The following is a 21,946-nucleotide window of genomic DNA, read 5'->3' on the forward strand; positions in this document are numbered from 1 at the left end:
AGCCTGACCGGTTCCGCCTTTCCGCGAAACGCTGAACCGCTCGGCAAAGCTCTCTCCCTAAGAATGCCCGCCACCTTGCGGCATTGGGGCTGGCTGAGAGACTGATGCCCCACGGCACATGCGATGTTGCGGTACTCAGCGCCGCGCCAATATCCGGCAGAGCTCCTTCAGGTCCCGGTCGTAGGTGCCCTTGCCGCTGAGCACGCTGGCGCAGCGTTTCTTCATCTTGGCGATCTGGCCGGCCGACATGGCGCTGATGGCAACCACCGCCGGTCGCGTCGGCACCGCCGGCGTGTTGGGATCCCGAGGGCTGGTGGGCGCGGTCGGTGCGCCAATGCCGACCCCGACCCCGGCCGTCACCCCATTGCCCACCCCGACACCGGCGCCGACCCCGACACCGCTGCCGACGGTTGCGCCGACCCCGACCCCGACGCCCGTGCCCACCGATGCGCCGACGCCGGCCGCAACGCCGCTGGTGCCGCCAACCGTAGCGCCGACACTGGCGGTGGTGCCGCTGGTGCCGCCGACCGTTGCGCCGACATTGGCGCCCTTGCTGCCGCCGACCGAGACGCCGACGCCAAGCCCGCCGCCACTGCCGCCGACCGAGACGCCCACCCCACCGCTGCCGCCGATGCCCACACTGAGCCCGCCCGCGCCAGCCGGAAAGCACAAAGCCACGGCAACAGCGCCACCGGCCAAGGCCTTTGTTAAACTTTTAAAGAAATCCATAATGACGCTCCCCGTGTTGGTTGCCTGTACGCAGGTTGAACAGCATCCGTTACCAATATGATTACGCGAGTGTAGCGTTTTTAGTTTCTGCGAGAATAGGTAGTATTGGAAATCGTTGTTATGGCTTCTTGCGGCGATCGGAATATATATTTTGGAATTGGCGGAAAAAATCGAGGATTTGCGGTTAGACTCGGAACCTTAGACAGGCAGGACGAGTGCTCGCATGCGGGAATTTGCCGGGCGCATGCCTCAGGCCATCTTGCGACGCCGCTTCGCTAGGCTGCGGTGGAGAATGGACCTCGAGAATGGGGCTCGTACTGCAGAAAAGGGGACGACCCAAGAAACCCGCGACGATCTCCACCGATGTCGGGCGCGTTGTGCGTCACATCGTTCCGCTGCTCGCAGTCGACGGCGTCAGCGCTACCCTTGCGGGCATACCTTCGCCCCGTTTGGCGTTTCTGCCCTTTGGATCGGATGCCGATCGTCCGCTGGCGTTTCGAATCTCTTCAACTTACGCCGAGTTTCGCAAATCCACTTTCATCCCGGCTAACGTTCGAAGGGTTCGCCAAGCGAGGCGACACCGTTCAGCCTGAGCAAGCGGCGGTCCGCCGAGATGACACCGAGCACGACGATCGTAACGAGATAGGGAAGGCTGGAAAGCAGTTGCGATGGCAAGTCCAGACCGGTCGCCTGGGCGGCGAGGCTCATCAGCGAAACCGCGCCGAAGAGGCAGGCACCCAGGAAGATGCGGCCAGCGAGCCACGTACCAAAGACAACGAGTGCGATCGCGATCCAGCCACGTCCGGCAATCATACCGTCCGCCCAAAGGGGCGTGTACACCGCCGCCGCATAGGCGCCGGCAAAACCCGCCATCATGCCACCAAAAGCTATGGCCGCGACACGGATAGCGATGACCGGATAGCCGATGGCGTGGGCTGCCTTGGGATTCTCGCCGATTGCCCTCACGACAAGGCCGACTCTCGTATAGGCAAACATCGCCCAGATCGCAAACGTCACGGCAAGGGAAAGCCATACGACGACGTCCTGGACAAACAGCCTGCCGACTACCGGGATTTCCGAGAGGCCGGGAAAGACAAGTTTCGGGAGCCCCTTCACCGTCAAGCTCTCGTAGCTTTTGCCGAACAGCGCCGAAAGGCCTTGGCCGAGAATGCCGATCGCAAGGCCTGTCGCGACCTGGTTTGCCCGGAATCCGAGTGCCAGCACTGCAAAGACGAGGGACAGGACGGCGCTACCGAGGCCGGCGGCAACGAACCCCAGCAGGTGTCCACCGCCGTGGTAGACGACGATGAACGCGAGCACCGCGCCGAGGGCCATCAGGCCCTCTACGCCGAGGTTAAGAACACCGGCGCGCTCGACCACCAACTCGCCGAGTGCGGCAAGGAGAAAGGGGGTTGCCGCTGCGAGCATGCCCGAAATAATGAACTCGACGGCGTTCATGGCTGGCTCAGGTGATGGGGGCGGCGCCACTCGATGCGGTAGCGCACGAAGGCCACAGCGCCGAGATAGGCGAGCAGCAAGCTGCCTTGGAAGACGCGGACGGCGGCGATCGGCAGGTTTGCCGACACCATCGCATTGTCGCCGCCGATATAGAGGACAGCCATAAAGAGCGCGGAAAAGATGATGCCGACTGGATGCAAGCCGCCGAGATAGGCGACAATGATGGCCGCATAACCGTAGCCGGTCGAGATCGAGCGCTGCAGCTGGCCGAGCGGACCCGCGACTTCCGCCGCGCCTGCCAGTCCCGCCGCCATGCCACCGATCAGAAGCGACAGCCAAATCGCACGCCCTTCGCTGAAGCCGGCGTAACCGGCCGCGCGCGGGGCAAGGCCGCCGACCTTGAGCTTATACCCCATGAAGCTTCGCTGCATGAAAACCCAGGCCACCAGCGAGAGCGCAAGTGTGATGAGCAGCGAGACGTTGACGCGGGTACCGGTGATCAGGGTCGGCACCATCGCGTCGTTCTGAAACATGACGGATTGTGGGAAATTGAAGCCGGCCGGGTCCTTCCATGGGCCGAGCAGCAAGTAGTTGAGGACTTGCGCCGCAACGAGGCTCAGCATCAGGGAGACCAGGATCTCGTTCGCATTGAGCCTGACGCGCCAGAAGGCGGTGATAGATGCCCAAAGTGCACCGCCGAGGGCACCGAGAAGCAGCATCAGCGGCCAGATCCACTGCCCGGTCGCCTGCGGAAACCAGACGGGGATCGCCGAGGCGAAAATAGCGCCCAGGATAAACTGGCCCTCCGCGCCGATGTTGAACACTTTTGCGCGGAAACCGATCGCCAGCCCCTGAGCAATGAGGAGAAGAGGCCCCGCCTTCAGCAGCACCTCCGCAAACGATGCCCAGGAGAGGAACGGCTCGAGAAGCATCGCGTACAGGACGGCCGCCGGATCTCGGCCTATCAGCACATAAAGGCCCAGATTGAGGATGATCGCCATGCCAAGCGCGACAGCCGGGGCCAGCATGGCCGCGACGAGCGAGGCATGCTCCCGGCGGACGAGCGCGGGGAGGAACGTCGCGGCCCAAACGCTCATGCAGGAACCTTCTCTGGCGAGGCATGTGCTCCGATCATGTATCTGCCGATGTCTTCGGGGCGCGTGTCCCGCGTGACCAGAGGCGGACTCAGCATTCCATGATGCAGCACCTGGATGAAATCGCAGAGTTCGAAAAGTTCCTCGAGTTCCTCGGAAATTACGAGGATCGCCACGCCCAGGTTGCGCAACGCGATGAGCCGCCTTCTGATGGCGGATGCAGCGCCAATGTCTACACCCCAGGTCGGCTGCGCCACGAAAAGCAGTTTTGGCGACAGCATCATCTCGCGACCGACGATGAATTTCTGCAAGTTGCCGCCGGACAGCGAGCCCGCTTCGGCATCCGGGCCGGAGGCGCGGACGTCGTACCGACGGATGCATTCGCTGGTGAAAGCCGTCGCTCCGGCGCTGTTGATGAGGCCGCGCCTCACGAGATCGAAAGGATGGGCGGTAAGAACGGTGTTGAGCACGAGCGACATTTCAGGGACCGCGCCGCGTCCCAGCCGGTCTTCGGGCACGAAGGCGAAGCCAAATCTCCTGCGCGCGGCCGCATCGAGTGTGCCTACGTCGCGGCCCATCATGTAAATCCGGTCGCGTTGTTCCTTCAGCAGCATCGCTTCGCCCGAGATGAGCGCGGCAAGCTCGCCTTGGCCATTGCCCGATATTCCGGCTATGCCAAGGATCTCGCCTGATCGTACCGTGAGGCTGATGCCGGAGAGCGGCGTGGCAAAGGGGTCGTCCGGCGTGTAGTCCATGCCGATTATTTCCAGCCGCTTCTCCCCCTCGGGCATGGCCAACGCGGGCATCACCTCGGGCATGTCGCGGCCGATCATCATCCGGGCGAGGTCGTGCGCATCATAGTCGCGTGGGTCGACGGTGCCGATAACGCGCCCTCCACGCAGGACGGTCGCCTGGTCACAGATCGTGCGAATTTCCTCCAGTTTGTGCGAGATGAACAGGATGGACACGCCGCGGTCGCGAAGGCGCCTGAGCGTGTCGAACAACTTCTTCACCGCCTGCGGCGGCAAGACCGAGGTCGGCTCGTCGAGAATGAGCAGCTTCGGGTCCGTCATCAGGCAGCGGATGATCTCCACCCGCTGCCGTTCGCCGACCGAGAGCGCGTGCACATCGGCGAGAGGATCTACTTCAAGGCCAAAATCCTGGCCGAGGCTGCGGATGCGCCCCGCCAGCTCCGCCTTGCCGCCGGGGACGACGAGCTGGATGTTCTCGACGACAGTCAGCGTCTCGAACAGCGAGAAATGCTGAAAGACCATGCCGATGCCCCTGCGCCGTGCCTCAGCGGGCGAGGCAAGGCGCAGAGGCTCTCCGTTCCAGACGACGGTGCCTTCGTCCGGCTGTTCAACGCCATAGATGAGCTTCATCAGCGTCGATTTGCCCGCCCCATTCTCCCCGAGAATCGCATGGATCGATTGGTGCGCCACGTCCAGATCGATGGCTTGGTTGGCCCGGATCTGGCCGTAGCTCTTCGAGATGCCGCGGAGCGACAGAAGGGGCGGGGTCATGACTTACTTCGGCAGTGGTGTGGTGACACCCTTGACGTGCCAGTCCATCGCGACGATCTCGGGATCCGCTATCGTCGCACCGGCGGCGGCGGCTTCGCTGCCGTCGGCCTTGGTGATTGGACCTGTGAAGGGCGAGAAGCTGCCGTCGGCGATCTTCGCCGCCACTTCCTTGATCTTCGTCATCGTGTCGGCTGGGATATCTGAGTTCCAGTCCACGACCTCCACCACCTTTTCGGCGACGCCGAGGAAGGTGTTGGCGCCCTTGAAGGTTCCGGCCAGATGGGCATCCACGGAAGCCTTGAAGAAGGGCGACCAGTCCGTCGCGATGCAGCCGAGATATTTCTTCGGTGCATATTTCTTCATCGACGAATTGAGGTTGAACGCGTAGACGCCAGCCTCCTCGCAGGCCGAGATCACGGAGGGTGTGTCCTGCGCGTTCGAGAAGATCACGTCGCAGTTCTGTGCCATCAGCGCCTTGGCGGCTTCCTGTTCCTTGGCCGGGTCGAACCAGGAGTTCACCCAGACGACCGATACCTCGATATCGGGATTTACGGTCTGTGCGCCGAGCGTAAATGCGTTGATCGAGGTGATCAGCTCCGGAATGGCGAAGGCCGAGACGGAGCCGACCTTGCCGGTCTTGGAAAGAGCTGCGGCGGCTATGCCGAGCAGGTAAGTGCCCTGGAAATACTTCGCCGCGAAGGGCGAGAAATTCGGCGCAGTCTGGAAGCCGGAGGCATGCAGCACGGTGACCGCAGGATCGCGGCGGGCGATCTGTAGTGCACCATTCTGGTAGCCGAATGAGCCGGCGATCAGGAACTTGTTACCGTCGGCGACGGTCTTGTTCATGATCCGGTCGGCGTCCGGCCCTTCGGCGATGTTCTCGATGACGGTGATCTTCACCTTGTCGCCGTATGCGGCCTTGACCGGCTCGAGGCCGGCGGCGAGCGCATGGCCCCAGCCGACATCGCCGACCGGCGACGGGAGCACGAGCGTGATACCGAGCGGCTCGTCGGCCGCAAAGGCGGGACGGCTGCCAAGCGCGCCGGCAAGCCCTGTTGCGGCAAGGCCCTTCATCAGAGTTCTGCGGGTCAGATAGTTCAGCATGTCAGTTCCCCTGTCTTAAGTTGTTAGAATTCCACCGCGGCAAAAGCGGTTTCCGCGTCCGCAGCAAGCCGGGCCTCGTTCAGCCCGGTAAACGCACCCTTCTCCCAGACGATGCGGCCGTTGATCATGGTCATGTCGGTGGGCATGCCGATGCCGACCTTGGCGATCAGGCTCAATGGATCGTGGCGCGTGCCGACATAATCCATGCGGCGCGTGTCGATCGCGAAGAGGTCGGCGGCCATGCCGGGCGACAGTCGGCCGATGTCATTGCGGCCCAGAAGCGCGGCCCCGCCCGTTGTCGCATAGCCGAGGAAATCGACCGGCGCAGGCACGGGATGAGCGCGCGTCGAGGCCGCCAGGCATTGCAGCATGTAGGCGGAATGGATGCAGTGCATGAGGTTGGAATTGTCGTTCGAGGCAGCACCGTCGCAGCCGAGACCGACGCGCAGGCCAAAGGCGGACATGGCGGGAATATCAGTCACCTCCGCACCCACCAGATAGACCGGCTCCGGGCAATGCGAGACACCGGTGCCGCTCGCCGCCATCAGCCGCAGTTCGTCATGCGTCAGCTCCCAGCAATGGGCATAGAAAGTGTCTCGGCCGGCAAATCCGAGGTCCTCGAGATAGTCCACCGTACGCATGCCATGGCGGGCCTCGATGACCGGGCTTTCGCCCTCGCCGACATGAGTGTGCATCCGCACCCCGCGATCACGCGCCAGCGCAACCGATTCCACGAAGGTCTCGCGGTAGCAGTTGACCGGCTGGCAGGGAGCGACCGCGACCTGACGCATGCTGAAGGGACTGGTGTCGTGATAAGTGTCGATTAGCCGTGCGCAGTCGGCAATGAATTCGTCCGTGGTCTCCAGCATCTCGTCTGGAATGGTCGAGCCTTCCGATTTTGGCAGCGTGTTGCCGCCGCGGCCGGCGTGGAAACGCATGCCGAGAAGGTCGGCCGCTTCGAACTGCCGGTCGATGAGCCGTTTTCCAGCATGGAACGGAAAATTGTACTGGTGGTCGAAGGCCGTCGTGCAACCGTGCTTTATCAACTCTGCCATCGCCGTGATCGAGGCGTGGTAGAAACAATCCTCGTTGAGCCGGGAGAAGATCGGATAGATCCGGTCGAGCCATTCGATGACCGACAGCTTCGTCCAGTCGAGTTCGGCACGGTTGCGCACAAAGCACTGAAAGAAGTGATGGTGCGTGTTGACGAGGCCGGGATAGACGAACCAGCCGTCGGCGTCCTGCACGATAGTACCGGCCGGCAACTCGCTTCTGTGCAGGCCTTGCCCGATTGCCTCGATCTGCGGGCCATTCGTCAGCACATCGACATTGCGCCGGACGCTCGGACCCCTGCCCTCGTCGGTGATGACCGCTGCGCAATTCTTCAGGAGATAGCCGGTCACCTCACGCCTCGTCCAGCATGGGTCGCGGTTCGGGCTTCAACTCGTGCAGCCGGTGGATACCGGGCATTTCGATGAAATTGTCGAGGCTGCGGAGCGCTCGCGACCAGAGCCGGATCGTGGGATACGGATCGAGGGAAACGCCGCCGTCGGGCGCGAGCGCGACGTAGGGAAAGCAAGCAATGTCGGCAATCGTCGGCCGGTCGGAAGCGAGAAACCGGTCGCCACGCATTTTTTGTTCGAAGAGGCCGGCTTCCAGCTCACGTAGTGCCGCTATGCCATTGGCCTGAAGCGCACCGATGTCACCGGGACGCAGCAGCATCTCATGCAGGCGCGCGCCGCCGAGGTTGGCGGTCAGCCTGTGCGAGAAGGAAAGCCATTGCTGGATGCGCGCCGTCTCCTCGGGGGCGCCGCTGCCGAGCCAGGCCGGTGCTGCCTTCGCGGCGAGATAGCCAAGCATGGCGGAAGACTCGGTCAGGATCAGGTCGCCGTCTTCAAGGATCGGGATGGAGCCTCCCGGATTAAGCGCCATAAGCTCGGGGCCACGATGCTCGGCGCCGGGATGGAAGTCGACCGGGCGGATTTCGAGCTTCACACCTGACAGCGTCGCCATCAGGCGCACCTTGTAGCAACTTGGGGAGAGGATGTAGTCGTAAAGCTTCACTGTGCCACCAATTGCGCGCCGTAGGTATAATTGTGGCGCTTCAGCCAGCGGCGATAGGCGACCGAGGTCAGGTCGGCGCGCGTCGGGATTTCCATGCCGGGATCGAGCGGCAGAAGACGCGGGATCTGGTTTTCGAGGATCGAGCGGTCCTGCAGGAAAATCGTCTGCTGGAAATGGATGAGGTCGGTCTGTGGCGTCTCGTCATCGAAAAGCGCCATCCACGGCCAGACGTCGCAGAGATCCTCGGCAAGCGGTTGGACGAATAGCGTAATGACATCCCATTCGCCCGGGCGCGGCGGGCAGGTCTTGTAGAGGACTGAGCAGGTCGGAGCCGGCACGCGGTACATGTATTCCGTCGTGATACCTCCGCTCGCGGATTTCGCCGCCTGCGGCTGGTAGAACTTCACCTGGGTCGCCCAGACCTCGTCCTCTTCCTCGCGGATCTCGACCTTGTAGTTTTCGACCTCGGTATGCGGCTCCGAGCCGAGGATGTCGGTATGGACGAAGGGGAAGTGTGCGATGTCGAGGAAGTTCTCGACGGCGCGGAGCGGCGAGCAGCGCACCCGCACCACGCCGACATCGACGAAGCGGCGCCCGGGCTGGTCTGCCTCGGGAATTGGGAAGACCGGTTTCTTCGGTTCGCCGAGCGACGACCAGATATGGCCATAGCGCACCGAAACCGGCAGCACGCGCCCGTTTTCGCCTGTCACTTTCGCCGCGCCATCGGCGTCGAGCGCAACCTTGATCGGCTCGTCCATCAGGGTGGTCTCGCGCCCATAGCGGTCGAGCCGGCTGAAAAGCCCGACCGGATACCATTCGTCGCGCATCGCATCGTCGATCATGGCACAGCCCCTTTCGCCTCGATCCCTTCGGCCATGCGCCGAAGGCTCTCGGCGGCTCGCGAGGCGGCGATGCGCTCGGACGCATCGCAATCGGCTGGAACAAGGACGTGGATCAGCGTCTCGCCGGCTTCCTGCGGGATAGGCACCAGGCGGATTGCCGGCGCGCCGGGCGCCTGCCAGACGTATCCTTCAACGGTGGCCTTCGTACCGGCAGCGACCGAGAGTGCCGAACATCCGGCGCGGGCCGTCAATGAACGGAGCGGGACGTAACCCTCAAAAAGGGGTGGCTTGCCGTCAGGCTCTCCATCAGCGACCCAGATGATCCCGCCCGCCTCTTCGACCAACCGGGTCGCAACGCGAATCGTCTCCGGCGGCGTGAGGCTGGGATGGGCAGGAATGCGCAGGCACTGACCGGCCTGCGAATAGGTCCAGCCGTGATAGATGCAGGAGAGCGCCTCGCCGCGCACGAAGCCATGGGAGAGGCGCATGCCGCGATGCGGACAGCGATCCGCCGATGCCGCCAAGCGCCCCGATTGGCTTCGCCAGAGGGCAATGGGACCGGCGGGCGTCCGCCCCGGCATTACCTGTCCTGTTGGCAGATCCTGGGAAAGGGCGACCGGCACCCAGGTGTCCGTCTTGTCGGACAGCATGACCTTACTTTCCGTACTGATACTACTGTTTCCCGACCAGAGAGATGCCGGCGCAAGGAGTTGGCGAACCGCTCGATGCGGCTGACGTATGCATAATTATTTCGCAATTGCAATATTGATTAAATTAAGTGCAAACGGAGGGTAACCACACGCAAAGCTATATGTTTTTTTGCTCGACAGGCGCGCGGTCGATCGTCTCGACCCAGACTTCAATGGGCCCAAGCGAACATCCCATCTCCATCATGTCGATCAGTTCCGCCGCACCGGCAATATCGAGTTCGATGCGATCGGTGCTTGCATGAGCGATGTGGTGCGCGAGACCGAGCTTGGCCGCATGGCGCATGATCCAGGGCAGGAAGGACGCGGGTTCGAGGTGGCCGCGAATGGTCATCCGCTCATGCAAGCGGTGTTGACTTTGCTTCATCACGAACGGAACGCGCGCCTTGGTGTCACGGTCAGCAGCATAGCGTCTGACTGAACGGGCGGAAGTGGTAATCGACGCGCCAATAACACCGAATATCGACTGATCGCCCGTGCCTAGACCCGGGCACTCATGCATGTCGCCCAGAAGTGAGCCGCGGTCCTGGGACAACCACATGCATTAAACAAAGACCTTAAAGCGCGTCGCATGAATCCGTTTCAGCGCGACGCGCTTAAGGGTTATCTGAGCTATTGTAATATATGGGTAGATTGGCGCACCCGACAGGATTCGAACCTGTGACCTCTGCCTTCGGAGAATGGATAGTGGCTTTCGCCGAACCTATCCGTTTCCATCCGAATGTGCGCTATGCCACTGAAATCACAAAAGAACTTTGAAATCGATCAGCGCCGACGGTACGACGGGACGGCTCAAACCCCTCCCTGCCGTGCTTACGCTTTGCTTACGCAGGGATTCTGTCAAGGAGACACCCTAGCATGGCGAAGCTGACCAAACGAACCATCGATGCCACCAAAATCAAGTCCTCGGACTATGTGATATGGGATGAAGAACTACCCGGTTTTGGCTTGCGTGTCTTCGCTTCGGGCAAGCGCAGCTATGTTCTGCAGTACCGCAGTGCCGGGCGCTCGCGTCGCTACACGATTGGCCTGCACGGAGTTTGGACTCCTGAGGAAGCCAGGCGCGAGGCGAAAGTGCTGCTGGGTCAGGTCGCAAGGGGCGGCAACCCTGCAGAGGAGCGCAAGCTTGATCGCGAGGCGATCACGGTCAAGGATCTCTGCACCCGCTACCTCGAAGATCTCAAGAATGGGCTCGTGCTCGGGAAAAGGGGACGGCCAAAGAAAGCCACGACAATCTCCACCGATGTCGGGCGCGTTGAGCGCCACATCGTCCCGCTGCTCGGCAGTCGACGGGTGCGAGATTTAGCCAAGTCCGACATCACCCAGGCTATGAAGGACATCATGGCGGGCAAGACACGCGCGAACGTCAAGACGGACAAGCTGCGGGGGCGCGCGATCGTGCGCGGTGGAGCGGGCACGGCGGCTCGAACGATAGGTCTCTTCGGTGGTATTCTCACCTATGCGGTCGAACTCGGCATCATCGAGCAGAACCCTGTGCATGGTGTTCGCAAGCCGAAGGACAGGGTTAACGCGCGCCGCCTCAGCGAGCAGGAGTATCGCACGCTGGGCGATATTTTGCGGAAAGCGGCCGCGGACGGGCAGCACGAGGCCACCGCGGAAATGATCCGGGTGATCGCCCTGACGGGCTGCCGGCGCAGCGAAGTGATCGCCTACGTTACGGAGAAGTCGATGTTGAGGGCAGTTGCCTGCGCCTGACCGACAGCAAGGAAGGAGCGTCGGTGCGTCCGATCGGTCTGCCGGTCCTGGAATACCTCGAGGATCGCCGCCAAGAGGAAGAGGGCGCCGAAAATTATGTCTTCCCTGGCTGGGAGGATGACACGCCATTCGGGAGCTTCCCCAGGCACTGGACGAAACTACTCGAGAAGACCGACCTGGCCGGTATCACACCCCATGTTCTGCGGCACAGCTTCGCTAGCATCGCCAACGACCTTGGGTTCACCGAGGCAACAATCGCCGCCTTGGTCGGTCATTCACGAGGGTCGGTGACGAGCCGCTACATCCATACTGTGGATACCGCACTCATCATGGCGGCTGACAGCATTGCTGGCTACATTCAGGGCCTGCTGGACGGCGTAGCCTTCAGACATACCTCCTATGCGCTCGATCGGAATTCGAGGAAGTTGGCGCTTGCCCACTTCCTGGGAAAGCCGACACCGAAAGGAAGGAGTGCCGAGCGATCCGCAGCGTGATCGAACGTCCGCTTCGCGCTTCATATCGGTCGTCGAAGCCCATCTATGCGTTCTCCAAAAGCGGACCTTGCTAGCGCTGGCGGTTTGATCGGGGCTACGCCGACAGCAGCTATTCGCAAGGCCTTGAAATGAATGGCGGCAATAGCGACCGCCAGCTTCGTGTGACGCCGCTGAACTCCGAACGTGAAAACTTGTCTCAAACCTTTAGCACCAGCGCGCCGGTCGTTCGTCGAGACTCCAGATCGCGATGGGCCTCGGACGCTGCTGCAAGATCGTAGGGCCTTGGAGGCTCGACCTTGATAACGCCCAGTCGGAGCGCGGCAAAGAACCGGTTCAATTGCAGAGCAAGCTTTTGCGGTGCATCCGTATAGTGGGCGTAGTTAGGCCGGGAAATCGTGACGGACTTCGAAGAGAACCGACCGATGTCCCAGTTGCCGACTGGGCCTGACGCCTGGCCAAAACTAACGAGATGGCTTCGGCCCCCGAGCGCTGCCAGCGACCCGCCGAAGGTGTCGTTGCCGACAGCATCATAGGCGACATCCGCTCAGGCGCCGCCAGTCAGTCGCGTGACCGCCTCGGCGAAATTCTCTCGCGAATAGACGATGACTAGCAGATGACGCTCGATCCGGTTCGCGCCGACTGACCTCCGGCATCGTAGGGAGTGTGCGAGGCCGGCATTTCGAGCCCGCCTTACCTCAATTTTGCTGGCAAGGCGATCGGCACCGCCGCGCCGCGCGGCACGACCAGCACGCCGAGCGGGCGCGCACGGCCGCGGATGTCGATCTCGCGCGCCTCCGCGCCGGGTAGGTCCATGCCCGAAAGCCGCACCGTCGCTTCGGAGACGACGATCTCCGCCTGGAATTCCTTCGCCGCGGCCTCCAGCCGGCTGCCGACGTTGATAGTGTCGCCGATCGCGGTCACGTTCGTGACCGCGCCGTAGCCCATCGAGCCGACGATCGCCTGGCCGACATGGATGCCGATCGCGACCTTGATGGTGGCGCGCAGTTCCTCGGCAAAGTCGTCGCTGAGGGCGCGAACCCCTTCGACGATGGCGCTGGCGGCAGAAAGTGCGTTGCGGCATGCCTCGCCGGGCGTGGTCTCCAGCCCGAACAGCGCCATGGCGCCATCGCCGACGAACTTGTCGACGCGGCCGCCTGAGCTCTCGACTGCGCGGCCGATTACGCCGAAATAGCGGTTGAGCAGGAAGACCACGTCGAATGGCAGGCGCTGGTCGGCCATCGCCGTGAAGCCGCGCATGTCGCAGAACATCACCACCACTACCTTCTCGTGGCCGGGATCGCTGGCGGTTGCGCCGAGCGGGCCCCCCGCCGTGACCGGCGGCGACAGCAGCGGCGCGACGCGAAGATCGCCGCGCGGCCTGAGCTGGCAGGCGAGCCGCACGTCGCCGTCGGCCGCGATGCGGCGCAGGGTCGCCGCTTCGATCGGACTGGGCTCCGGCTGCTCGGCCAGGCCGTCGACCACGCGGATGCGGCAGGTCGAGCAGCGTCCGCGCCCGCCGCACACGGCATAATGCGCGATGCCGCCCAGCCGGCTGGCGTCGAGCACGCTGTAGCCGCGGGGGATGCGCACCTTGCGCCCGCCGGCATAGCGCACCTCGATCAGGTTGCGCCGCTCGATGCGGTCGCGAACGATGCGCGCCGCCAGCACCAGGACGATCAGTCCCGCAAAGCCGGCATAGATGCTGCTGTCCATGCGCTCCTTGGCCGCCAACGCTCGGTCCAAAAGGGTTCGCTCGATGGGCTGCGACTGAGGCGGTCCCATCGCCGAGACCTCCTTTCCGGCGCTAGCGAAACCGAGCAGCGCCAGGACCGGAACCAGCACCGCCAGGACCAGCAGAGCAGAGGCGACGCGCGGATACCACCGACGATAACGCAGCCAGAAGTAGAGGCCGAGGCAGCCATGTGCCCATATGACGACCACCGCGATTGCCTGCCGCACCCCGACCTGCGGTGTCAGGATCCATAGCGAGCGCACCACAAACTCGTAAGTGTCGTTGGCCTCATAGAGGGCGTGCATGGCACGCGTGCCGACCACGTGCTCGGCAATCAGAAGCGGGATGGAGAGGCCGAGCAGTATCTGTGCCCACTCTCGCACCGGCATGGCCAGCGTGCGGCGGTGGTAGAGCGCCAGCAGCGACAGAACGAGATGCGTGGCGACCGCGCCGTAGAGGAGCAGCGTCCCGGCCGGGTTGCGCCAGATCAGCAGGAACACCGCGCGCCCCTTATCCGCTGCTTCAAGCGAGATCAGGAGCAACGCATGGTTCAGGAAATGCAGCGTCACGAACGCCATCAGCACAAGGCCGGACACCAGCCGTGCGTTGCGGAGCCACGCGTCCGGCAGCCATCCGGGCGGTGGTGCTGGGACCTGCGATTGGCTCATTTCCAGTGCCTTGAACGATTCGCTGACCAAAACACGCCGGCAATAGCGCCTTCCGGTCAAGATTTGCCGGCGGCGACAATCAGTCAATCAAGCCTTGCCGCCTGCCATTCCACGACGTGGTGGCAGTTCGATACGGCCAAATCGCCTGGGGTTCCTGGATGCTTTTGCGGGGCTTATGGACAAAGTGGGACAAAGATCGGTTTTTGGATAGCTTTGAAGGCAGCGACTTCTGGCAAAATGCGCCAGATAGCGCGTCGGCACGAACTTCCAAGCGTGCTACCTTTTGAACGGCAGCTTTGCGCCTCATATCGGCCGATAGGGCGTTCCTATCCGTGCCGATAAGCGGACGTCGATAAACAACCCGCCGTGAACGGCTTTCGTCATCAGGGGTCGCCCGAGGCGTTTGTAGCGTTCGGATCGGGCGGGCGGGTTGATATGAGACCCGGCGTCTTGGCGATTTAGAATGGAAGCTTGATTTCGCCAACCGAGAGAGGCCTACCGGCCGCTATGAGCGCCGCAACCGTCTCTCTGTCCTGTTGCCGGCGCTTCACGAGGCCGTTCAGAACCCTGTCGAGAGATATCGCGCCGGCGCCGGCTATGGCCAGGGCGAACATGCCGCCCGCTATTGCGAGATCCTTTTCGAAATGCAGCAATTCGTTCTGGTTGGCGAAATTGGTGTGGAACAAAGCTGCCGTTGCCAAACAGAAAAGTCCGAGCGCCACCGCGCCCAGACGCGTCAGCAGACCAAGGCCGACCGAAACGCCAGCTCCCAGCTGCAGCGCTATGGTGGCTATCAAAAGCGGCAGGCTGACGCCGAGCGCCGTCATCGCCTTGGCTGCACCGGCGAAATGCGTCGCCAGCTCCAGGCTTTCATGCACGAAGAGCAATGAGAGCAGCAGGCGACCCATCAGCAGGGTCAAGTCGGCGAGATATAGTTTCGAAGCGGTTTGTGTCGTTGTCACGATTGGCTCCAGGCGATGGGAAAGGGGCAGGCGCCTTGCAGCGCCTGCCTGGTTTTACTTGGTCACCTTGGTGTCGATGGCCTTGTGGAGGTCTTCGAGTTCTTCACAGCCGGCGGGACACAATCTTTGCAGCGACGCCAGCTGCTCGTTGGCCTTGGCCATGTCGCCGGTCTCTACATAGAGTTCGCCCAGATATTCGCGGGCGGCCTTGTGATCGGGTTTCAGCTCCAGCGCCTTGTTGTAGTAGGTCAGCGCGGTGGCGAAATCGCCCGTCTTGCGCAGTGTGAAGCCGAGCAGGTTGTAGACGTCGGCCTGCTGGTTGTCCTGCGCGAGATCACGCAGATCGGCCAGCGCGCCCTTGTAGTCCTTGACGGCGATCTTGGCCTGGACGGCGGTGAGGTCGGGTGCATCGGTGCCTTCGATGTCGTCGACCGCATAGGCCGGCATGATAGTGGCCACGGGAACGACGGTCAGCACGGCAATGGCGCCGAGCAGGCCAAACAGGGCGTGCTTGCCCAGATAGGATTGCTTCATCATCTTTCTCGCTTGGGTTGGAGCTCGCGCTCAAATCTGAACTGGGGTGAAACCATAGGCATTGCCGTCTTTCACGAAGACGCCGGTGCCGGGGAACGGGTAATGCGAACCCGAAATGCGGATGTGGTCGGCGATCACCCGGTCGATGATCTTGTGGCGGGTGGCGATAGCGGTCGGCCCGTCCTGGTCGTAACTGCCCTGCCACTCCGGATGCGGCGCCAGAAGGGCGGGCACATACATGGTGTCGGCCGAGATCATCAGCTGTTCCTTGCCGGAGTTGGCGAGGTAGACCGAATGTCCCGGCGTGTGGCCGGGCGCAGCGATGATCTGGATGCCGGGTGCGACTTCGGCGCCGTCATTGACCAGCTTCCAGTTCTTCCATTTCGGAAAATTTTCGGCGATGCGCTTGCCCGCCGGCTTGCGGCCTTCCGGCAGCTTGGCCAGCCGGCTGGGGTCGGTCCACCAATTGTATTCCGTGGCGTTGACGATCAGCTCGGCATTGGGGAACACCGGTGCATCGGTCCCCTTTTCCATCAGGCCCCAGACATGGTCGGGGTGGAAATGCGAGATCATGATGGTGTCGATCGTCTTATAGTCGATGCCGGCGGCGGCCATGTTGGCCGGCAGATGGGTGGCATTGGTCTGCCATTGGCCGACGCCCGATCCGGCATCCATCATGATCAGCCTGCCGTTCATCTTGAGGACGACGACGGTGAGCGGGATGGGCATGAAGTCTGTCGTCAGGCCGGCCTTGGCAAGCGCTGCCTTGGTGTCCTCGACGGAAACATCCTTGATGAAGGCCGGGTCGTGCGGCTTGCGCCAGATGCCGTCATAGATGGCGGTGACCTCGATATCACCGACCTTGTATTTGTAGAAGCCGACGGTCGGCTCGACCGACGTTTCGGCGAAGGCGGGACGGGTGAATTCCAGCTTGCCGGCCAGACCGAAGGCGGTCGCGGCGAGCGTGGTTCCAAGCAACGTGCGACGTGTCATCGTGAACATAGGTGATCTCCTGCAGCCTTATGGGGTGATGATGGAGAGCCAAAGGTTTGGCTCTCCATCGTGAGTGGTAAGAGAAGATGTTCGGAAGGGTGTCTTCAGCGGCCCCAGATGCCGTCGTTGTTGTGCCTGGTGATGATGTCCTGAACCGACCCCTGGCGCGGCCCGGTCGTCACCATGGTGTCGACGCCGGCTTGGCGCGGGGAGGGGGAAATGGAAGCAGTGGCATTGGTGTCAACGGTAGCGACCGGCTGATTGGAGTTGTTGCCGCCATGGTCGCTGCCGGCAAAGGCAGCGGTTGAGGCAAGCAGCATGGCAGCCACGCTGAGAGCGAGCTTGGTCATTTCGGTAGATCCTTTTTTCGTTTCTTGGGTGCGTGCCGGGAAACTGGCCCCGCTAACAAGAAGACCCATCAGGACGTCCCTTTATTCCCGGGCGGCGCGAAATTCTTTTGAGATTTCCCGAAAACAGGGGCCGGCGTCCGCCCCGAACTGGAGCCGACGCTGCACGAGGACGCGTTCGACGTCGGCGCCATGCTGCTGCCGTGGTCTCAGCCCGTGTAAGGAGCTGAGCCAACAGTGACATCGCACTTGATATCGGCTGAAGAGGCTTCGACAGACGGTTATCAGCCCGTCACGATGGCGGCGCGGAAGCGCGCCACGAAGTCGTCGATCTCCGGCCGCTCCATGTCGGAAATCGCCCAGTATGAGAAGGCGCCATCGCTCCAATGCACAAGCGAAAAACCGCCCTCCGAGAGATCGACCGGGTCGGAAACCACCCCGGCATTTTGCGGCTCGGCCACAAGGGTGATCAGATGTTCGCGGTGGCGATAGACCAGCGCTGGCACCGCCCGGCCGCCGATGACCTCGACTCTGCCACCGATGAGTGCAAATCCGTCCTTGGCCATGTCCGGCGCCGGCGGCGAAAGGCCGAGCCTTGCATCGAGCCATGGCTTTACCGTGTGCCGGTCCGACGAGACGACATCGACAGGGCTGGTCGCCAGCAGACTGCGTTGGTGGCCGCTGGCTACCCCTGCGGCAAAGCTGTCGGCTACGCTAGGCTGCATCGCCCATTGCGTCGCGCCGCTGGCCAGAACAGCGCTGATCATGATCGAGGCCGCCATGGTGCGCCAGTCGAATGATCCGAAGTTGCGCGCCGACCACCACGTTCGAGCGGACTTCGCCCGTATCGGCGCTCTGGGCCGCAGCACCTCGACGCGGCTGGACGCGGCCATGGCTGCAATGCGCGCGCTGAACTCGTCGCTCACTCGGGGCTTCGGAAGCCCGGCCACAGCCCCTTGCAAGACCATGATGCGGGCATGTTCGGCCGCCAGCTTGGGATCGGCGGCGATGCGCCGCTCGACAGCCATGGCCGCGGCGGCGTCAAGCTCGCCATCTATCAGCGCGTGCAGCATCAGGTTCATGCCTGCGGCGTCCTCGGGCAATCCATCGTTGTGCGCACTCATTGCGCCCTCCCAAGGTCAGAGATCAGCAGGCCACGCGCCCGCGCCAGCCGCGACATCACCGTGCCCATCGGCACGCCCAGTATGGCTGCGATATCGCGGTAGGCGAGGCCATTCACGTCGCGCAGCACGAGCGTTTCTCGAAAGGGTTGCGGCAGAGCGGCGATCGCCGCTTCCATGGCCGCCACCTCTGCCTTGGCGATCAGGCTCGCCTCCGGGCTTTCGCTCTCAGTCAGATCGACTGCGTGAGCGGCGCTCACCTCGTCGAGATCACCGAGGTCGCCCACCGAGACGATGCTGCGCGGGCGATTGCGCGCCAGCCATGTGTAGCACGAGTTGCGAACGATGGTGAGAAGCCAGGCACGTGCATTGCCGCCGGCATAGCTTGCGATGTTGGCGTGTGCCTTCATGCAGGCGTCCTGCACGACATCCTCGGCGTCGGTGGCATTGCCGGTCAGCCAGCGGGCCAGCGAAAGCGCGTCGGCGAGATGGGGCATTACCACTTCGCCGAAGCGGTCGGCCCGCGCATTGCTGCTCAGCATCGGTACACCGTCACATGCGCCTCGCCTCGAGCTCGTACGCTCATTTGGCGAGAATGGTTCTGCCTTGCGATCGAACCCAGAGGAAACATGCCGGGTCGCCAGCTGCGGTGAATTTGAAGGCAACTGTCTCATCGATGTCAATCACACACAGGACCGCAACGATGCATCCACCCGGACGCGCTCTTGAGCACAAGCATTGCCGAATCCACGGCCGGCACCGATCCGTGGCGTCTTAGCTTTCTCGATCCCGACCGGGGCAGGACGTTTTAAGGTAGACAGGCTGGGAGCCAGCCAGCCGCAGGCGCCCAACGCGTCGCCTTCAAGAGGTCTTGGGAACGCGTCGACCGTTGCCGTCATAGTCGTCAGTATGTGGGATTGCAGGGGGGGCGTTCCTTCAAGGTCAATCAGCAGCGTATGCATGGAAGACCAGGGCGGGCGGCGTATTATTCCCGGACAGCGAAAAAAGATGACTGGAGGCCATGCGACAGGCGCCACCAGCGGCGCACAGACATTGTCCATCTGGCGTTAGCCGAGAGGATCAAGAGTTCGAACCCTCCGACAATATCTGCTTTTTAAAGAAATCAATAAATTTCCGCGTCTTCAGCGGCAGGTAGGCGCGGGAAGGATAAGCGACCCACACGGCACTCTCCTGCGCCCCGACGCTGATCTTCCAACCAGGGAGGAGTTGGACAAGCCTTCCGCTCTTGATGTCCTCATCCACCGACCACTCCGGCAGCAGCGAGATCCCGACGCCGTCGCGTACCAACTGGCGAAGCGCCAGTGTGTTGCTGGTCCTGATCTTCGCCGGCACGGTCAATTCGATATTTTCGAGATCCCGCCTGAACAGCCACAGCGGTGTTTGAGGTGAATTCGTGGTCGGCAAACAGACATGCGCACCAATGTCTTCTGGCCGATCGACTGGAGGCACTGAAGACAGATATTCTTTCGACGCCACCAAACGACGCTCGATTGTCTTTAACTTGGAGACGATGAGGTCGCCGGTCGGACGCGGCCCGAGACGCAAGGCGACGTCGACCTGCTGGGCAACGAGGTCCACCAAAGCGTCCGAGAGCAGCAGATCAATTTCAATGCGCGGGTACTGCGCGCAGAATCCGGCCAGCAGTGGCGCGACGACCGCTTCGCCGTAGGCGTTTGAGGCCGTAACGCGCAACATGCCGCTTGGCTGTTCGACGGTGGCAAGCGCTGCTTCGCGGGCCGCCGTAACCTCGTCCACAATAGGCAGGATGCGAGACAGGAAAATCGCTCCGGCCTCCGTCAACGACAGTTTCCGGGTCGTTCGCTGGAACAGTCGTGTGCCAAGCTGTGCTTCCAGTCCAGCTATCCTGCGAGACAATGTCGATGCCTCGCTGGCTTCGGCCCGCGCCGCAGCCGCAATGCTGCCAAGTTGAGCGACGCGGCAGAATGTCTTGAGGTCGTCAACGTCCATTCATGCAAAATTGGCATGAATATCATGCCAAATACAAGCATTATCTCTCAGTCATCATCGTTTACATCGATACAACGACAGATAGCCGAGCCTTCCAAGGAGAGATCTATGAAGTGTGAAATCAAACGTGTCCTGTTCGGCTGGCCGCTGGCGGTGACGGCAGTGGCTGCGTTTTTGCTCGCCCCTGGGGCGACCGAAGCCGCGTCCAGCAAGCCCACCATTGTTCTGGTTCACGGTGCGATGGCAGACAGTTCGTCTTGGAATTCAGTGATCCCGATTCTCTCTCGCGATGGCTACACGGTCGTGGCAGTAGCGGACCCGCTTCGAAGCGTCTCTGGCGATGCCGCAGCCGTTGCCAGCGTGGTGGAGAGCATCGACGGGCCTGTGGTGCTGGTTGCCCATTCCTATGGCGGGTCCGTCATTACAAACGCCGCGCTTAACAGCAAGAATGTCAGGGCGCTGGTCTATGTCGCCGCATTCGCGCCTGACAAGGGCGAGAGCACCTTCGCTTTGATCAGCAAGTTTCCGGGTAGCGAGCTTGGCGGCTCTGGCCAAGCCAATTGCGCTGCCAGATGGCAGCCTTCAGTTGAGCGTCGATCCGGCAAAATTTGCCGGACCCTTTGCCGCCGACCTGCCTATGGAGCAGGTGGCACTGATGGCTATCACGCAGAGACCGAGACCGCGCTGAAGGAAGCTTCAGGCGCGGCCGCCTGGAAAACCCTTCCGTCGTACTTCGTCTACGGCGCGGCCGACAAAAGCATCCCTCTGGCTCTGCACGACTTCATGGCGAAGCGTGCGCACGCGCGCGAAGTCGTGGTCGTGCAGGGTGCATCGCATGTTGTCATGCTTTCTCATCCGGCAAATGTTGCTGAAGTGATCGAGGAGGCCGCGCAGGCCCATTGAGCGATCACCGTCACCTGAGAATTCAGGTCTCTACCCCATTTGCGGCGCCAAACTGCGCCCAATTGCCATCAAGGACAGACACATGACGAACTTTCCCATTCACTCCATCGAAACGGCGCCCGGAGCTTCCAGGCCGGCACTTGAGGCACTGAATTCAGCCTTCGGCTTCATTCCAAATATTGCCGGCACGATGGCAACCTCGCCTGTGCTTATCGGCAGCTTGACCGATCTCTTCGCGCGGGTACATGGCGGGAGCTTCAGCGAGGCGGAGATCCAGATCCTGCTTTTGACAAATGCAGTCACCAACAAGGCAGAGTGGGCTGTGGCCTTTCACTCCTATCTGGCGATTGCCGAGGGGGTCGGCGCTGAATCTGTCACCAGCATCAGAGAGGGCGCTTTACCTGTGGACGCCAGGCATGCGGCTCTGGCGAAACTCACGCGTACGCTTATCGAGAGGCGCGGTGGGCTCAGCGAGGTGGAAAAGCGCGAATTCCTCGATGCGGACTTTGATGAGAGCCGGTTGCTGGAGGTGGTCGCCGTTCTTTCGGCGTCTACGATCACCAAGTACACGTCCAACATCACCCAACCGCCGCTGGAGACGCCATTTCAGCCGCATGTCTGGCAGACAGGTAGGGGCTGATCCGGACAGTATGCGGTCGTGCCGGGCGCGTTCGATGCATTGGGCGCGGAGGCAAAGACCATGTAACGCCAGGACCGAGTAAAATTTGCCACGCGGCCGTCATCGAGCTTTCCATGTCGCGTGATCTAATCTCAGCTATGCCCAGGTGGCGTTCATCAATCAGCTGATGGTGGGTTTCAGACGTTCGTCTGCCGACCCTTTCGTCTGCTATCATTCTTCGGCGGCCAAAAGCCGACCTTCCGCTTCCGGCCCAATTGCTGACATTCAGTCAAGATGTCGGTTTTTGGGCCGCAAGCGGACTGACAGCTTCGGGCTTCGGATCCTCA

Annotated in this window: 21 protein-coding genes and 1 pseudogene; 3 read left to right on the plus strand and 19 right to left on the minus strand. The window is 62.2% G+C overall.

Annotated features, from left to right (window positions below; all coding sequences use genetic code 11):
* Positions 1-135 precede the first annotated feature (135 nt).
* The 10 genes from NLY36_RS16800 to NLY36_RS16845 form a co-directional block, all read right to left on the minus strand.
* On the minus strand, positions 136-729 hold the full coding sequence (locus tag NLY36_RS16800) for a hypothetical protein (RefSeq protein WP_286461242.1): 594 nt from the start codon (positions 727-729) through the stop codon (positions 136-138).
* A gap of 546 nt (positions 730-1,275) precedes the next feature.
* Positions 1,276-2,187, minus strand: coding sequence for an ABC transporter permease (locus tag NLY36_RS16805; protein WP_023734807.1), 912 nt, complete (start codon positions 2,185-2,187; stop codon positions 1,276-1,278).
* Entirely contained in the window at positions 2,184-3,284 is a 1,101-nt protein-coding gene (locus NLY36_RS16810; RefSeq protein WP_023695008.1) for an ABC transporter permease, read from the minus strand. The genes NLY36_RS16805 and NLY36_RS16810 overlap by 4 nt, the downstream gene beginning before the upstream one ends.
* Entirely contained in the window at positions 3,281-4,804 is a 1,524-nt protein-coding gene (locus NLY36_RS16815; RefSeq protein ID WP_023695007.1) for an ABC transporter ATP-binding protein, read from the minus strand. The genes NLY36_RS16810 and NLY36_RS16815 overlap by 4 nt, the downstream gene beginning before the upstream one ends.
* A gap of 3 nt (positions 4,805-4,807) precedes the next feature.
* Entirely contained in the window at positions 4,808-5,905 is a 1,098-nt protein-coding gene (locus NLY36_RS16820) for a BMP family ABC transporter substrate-binding protein (protein WP_196814159.1), read from the minus strand.
* A gap of 26 nt (positions 5,906-5,931) precedes the next feature.
* Entirely contained in the window at positions 5,932-7,311 is a 1,380-nt protein-coding gene (locus tag NLY36_RS16825) for an amidohydrolase (protein ID WP_023737281.1), read from the minus strand.
* 1 nt (position 7,312) lies between these two features.
* The gene (locus NLY36_RS16830; RefSeq protein WP_023699368.1) at positions 7,313-7,972 is read right to left on the minus strand and encodes a glutathione S-transferase family protein; all 660 of its coding nucleotides are present in this window, start codon (positions 7,970-7,972) and stop codon (positions 7,313-7,315) included.
* Positions 7,969-8,814: an aromatic ring-hydroxylating oxygenase subunit alpha gene (locus NLY36_RS16835; RefSeq protein WP_023689146.1), complete on the minus strand. Its 846-nt coding sequence runs from the start codon at positions 8,812-8,814 to the stop codon at positions 7,969-7,971. Before NLY36_RS16835 ends, NLY36_RS16830 begins: the two co-directional genes overlap by 4 nt.
* Entirely contained in the window at positions 8,811-9,464 is a 654-nt protein-coding gene (locus NLY36_RS16840; protein WP_023689147.1) for a Rieske 2Fe-2S domain-containing protein, read from the minus strand. The genes NLY36_RS16835 and NLY36_RS16840 overlap by 4 nt, the downstream gene beginning before the upstream one ends.
* A 157-nt stretch (positions 9,465-9,621) precedes the next feature.
* Entirely contained in the window at positions 9,622-9,888 is a 267-nt protein-coding gene (locus tag NLY36_RS16845; protein WP_023689148.1) for an acylphosphatase, read from the minus strand.
* Between the two features lie 491 nt (positions 9,889-10,379).
* Between NLY36_RS16845 and NLY36_RS16850 the strand changes: the two are divergent.
* A pseudogene (locus tag NLY36_RS16850) lies at positions 10,380-11,731 on the plus strand (tyrosine-type recombinase/integrase).
* Positions 11,732-11,927: 196 nt separating this feature from the next.
* Here NLY36_RS16850 and NLY36_RS31555 read toward each other — a convergent pair.
* The 9 genes from NLY36_RS31555 to NLY36_RS16890 form a co-directional block, all read right to left on the minus strand.
* Positions 11,928-12,227, minus strand: coding sequence for a zinc-binding dehydrogenase (locus NLY36_RS31555; RefSeq protein ID WP_081732481.1), 300 nt, complete (start codon positions 12,225-12,227; stop codon positions 11,928-11,930).
* A gap of 194 nt (positions 12,228-12,421) precedes the next feature.
* Positions 12,422-14,131, minus strand: a complete 1,710-nt coding sequence (locus NLY36_RS16855; protein ID WP_286461244.1) for an adenylate/guanylate cyclase domain-containing protein — start codon at positions 14,129-14,131, stop codon at positions 12,422-12,424.
* A 458-nt stretch (positions 14,132-14,589) separates the two neighbouring features.
* Positions 14,590-15,039, minus strand: a complete 450-nt coding sequence (locus tag NLY36_RS16860; RefSeq protein WP_023699247.1) for a DoxX family protein — start codon at positions 15,037-15,039, stop codon at positions 14,590-14,592.
* Between the two features lie 108 nt (positions 15,040-15,147).
* Positions 15,148-15,627: a tetratricopeptide repeat protein gene (locus tag NLY36_RS16865; protein ID WP_023732701.1), complete on the minus strand. Its 480-nt coding sequence runs from the start codon at positions 15,625-15,627 to the stop codon at positions 15,148-15,150.
* 30 nt (positions 15,628-15,657) lie between these two features.
* Positions 15,658-16,629: an MBL fold metallo-hydrolase gene (locus tag NLY36_RS16870; RefSeq protein ID WP_023699249.1), complete on the minus strand. Its 972-nt coding sequence runs from the start codon at positions 16,627-16,629 to the stop codon at positions 15,658-15,660.
* 95 nt (positions 16,630-16,724) lie between these two features.
* Positions 16,725-16,970 carry a DUF680 domain-containing protein gene (locus tag NLY36_RS16875; protein WP_023670610.1) on the minus strand — a complete coding sequence of 82 codons (246 nt, stop codon included), beginning with the start codon at positions 16,968-16,970 and terminating at the stop codon, positions 16,725-16,727.
* A 281-nt stretch (positions 16,971-17,251) separates the two neighbouring features.
* Positions 17,252-18,091 carry an anti-sigma factor family protein gene (locus NLY36_RS16880; protein ID WP_023699250.1) on the minus strand — a complete coding sequence of 280 codons (840 nt, stop codon included), beginning with the start codon at positions 18,089-18,091 and terminating at the stop codon, positions 17,252-17,254.
* Entirely contained in the window at positions 18,088-18,630 is a 543-nt protein-coding gene (locus NLY36_RS16885; RefSeq protein WP_023699251.1) for a sigma-70 family RNA polymerase sigma factor, read from the minus strand. The genes NLY36_RS16880 and NLY36_RS16885 overlap by 4 nt, the downstream gene beginning before the upstream one ends.
* A gap of 538 nt (positions 18,631-19,168) precedes the next feature.
* Positions 19,169-20,077 carry a LysR family transcriptional regulator gene (locus NLY36_RS16890; RefSeq protein WP_023699252.1) on the minus strand — a complete coding sequence of 303 codons (909 nt, stop codon included), beginning with the start codon at positions 20,075-20,077 and terminating at the stop codon, positions 19,169-19,171.
* A gap of 108 nt (positions 20,078-20,185) precedes the next feature.
* Here NLY36_RS16890 and NLY36_RS16895 point away from each other — a divergent pair, with 108 nt between their 5' ends.
* Positions 20,186-20,980, plus strand: a complete 795-nt coding sequence (locus NLY36_RS16895) for an alpha/beta fold hydrolase (protein ID WP_023699253.1) — start codon at positions 20,186-20,188, stop codon at positions 20,978-20,980.
* Between the two features lie 82 nt (positions 20,981-21,062).
* A complete protein-coding gene (locus tag NLY36_RS16900; protein WP_023699254.1) occupies positions 21,063-21,620 on the plus strand; it encodes a carboxymuconolactone decarboxylase family protein in 558 nt (185 codons plus the stop codon).
* Positions 21,621-21,946: the final 326 nt, after the last annotated feature.

It is taken from the genome of Mesorhizobium sp. C399B, assembly GCF_030323185.1.
GTDB lineage: Bacteria > Pseudomonadota > Alphaproteobacteria > Rhizobiales > Rhizobiaceae > Mesorhizobium.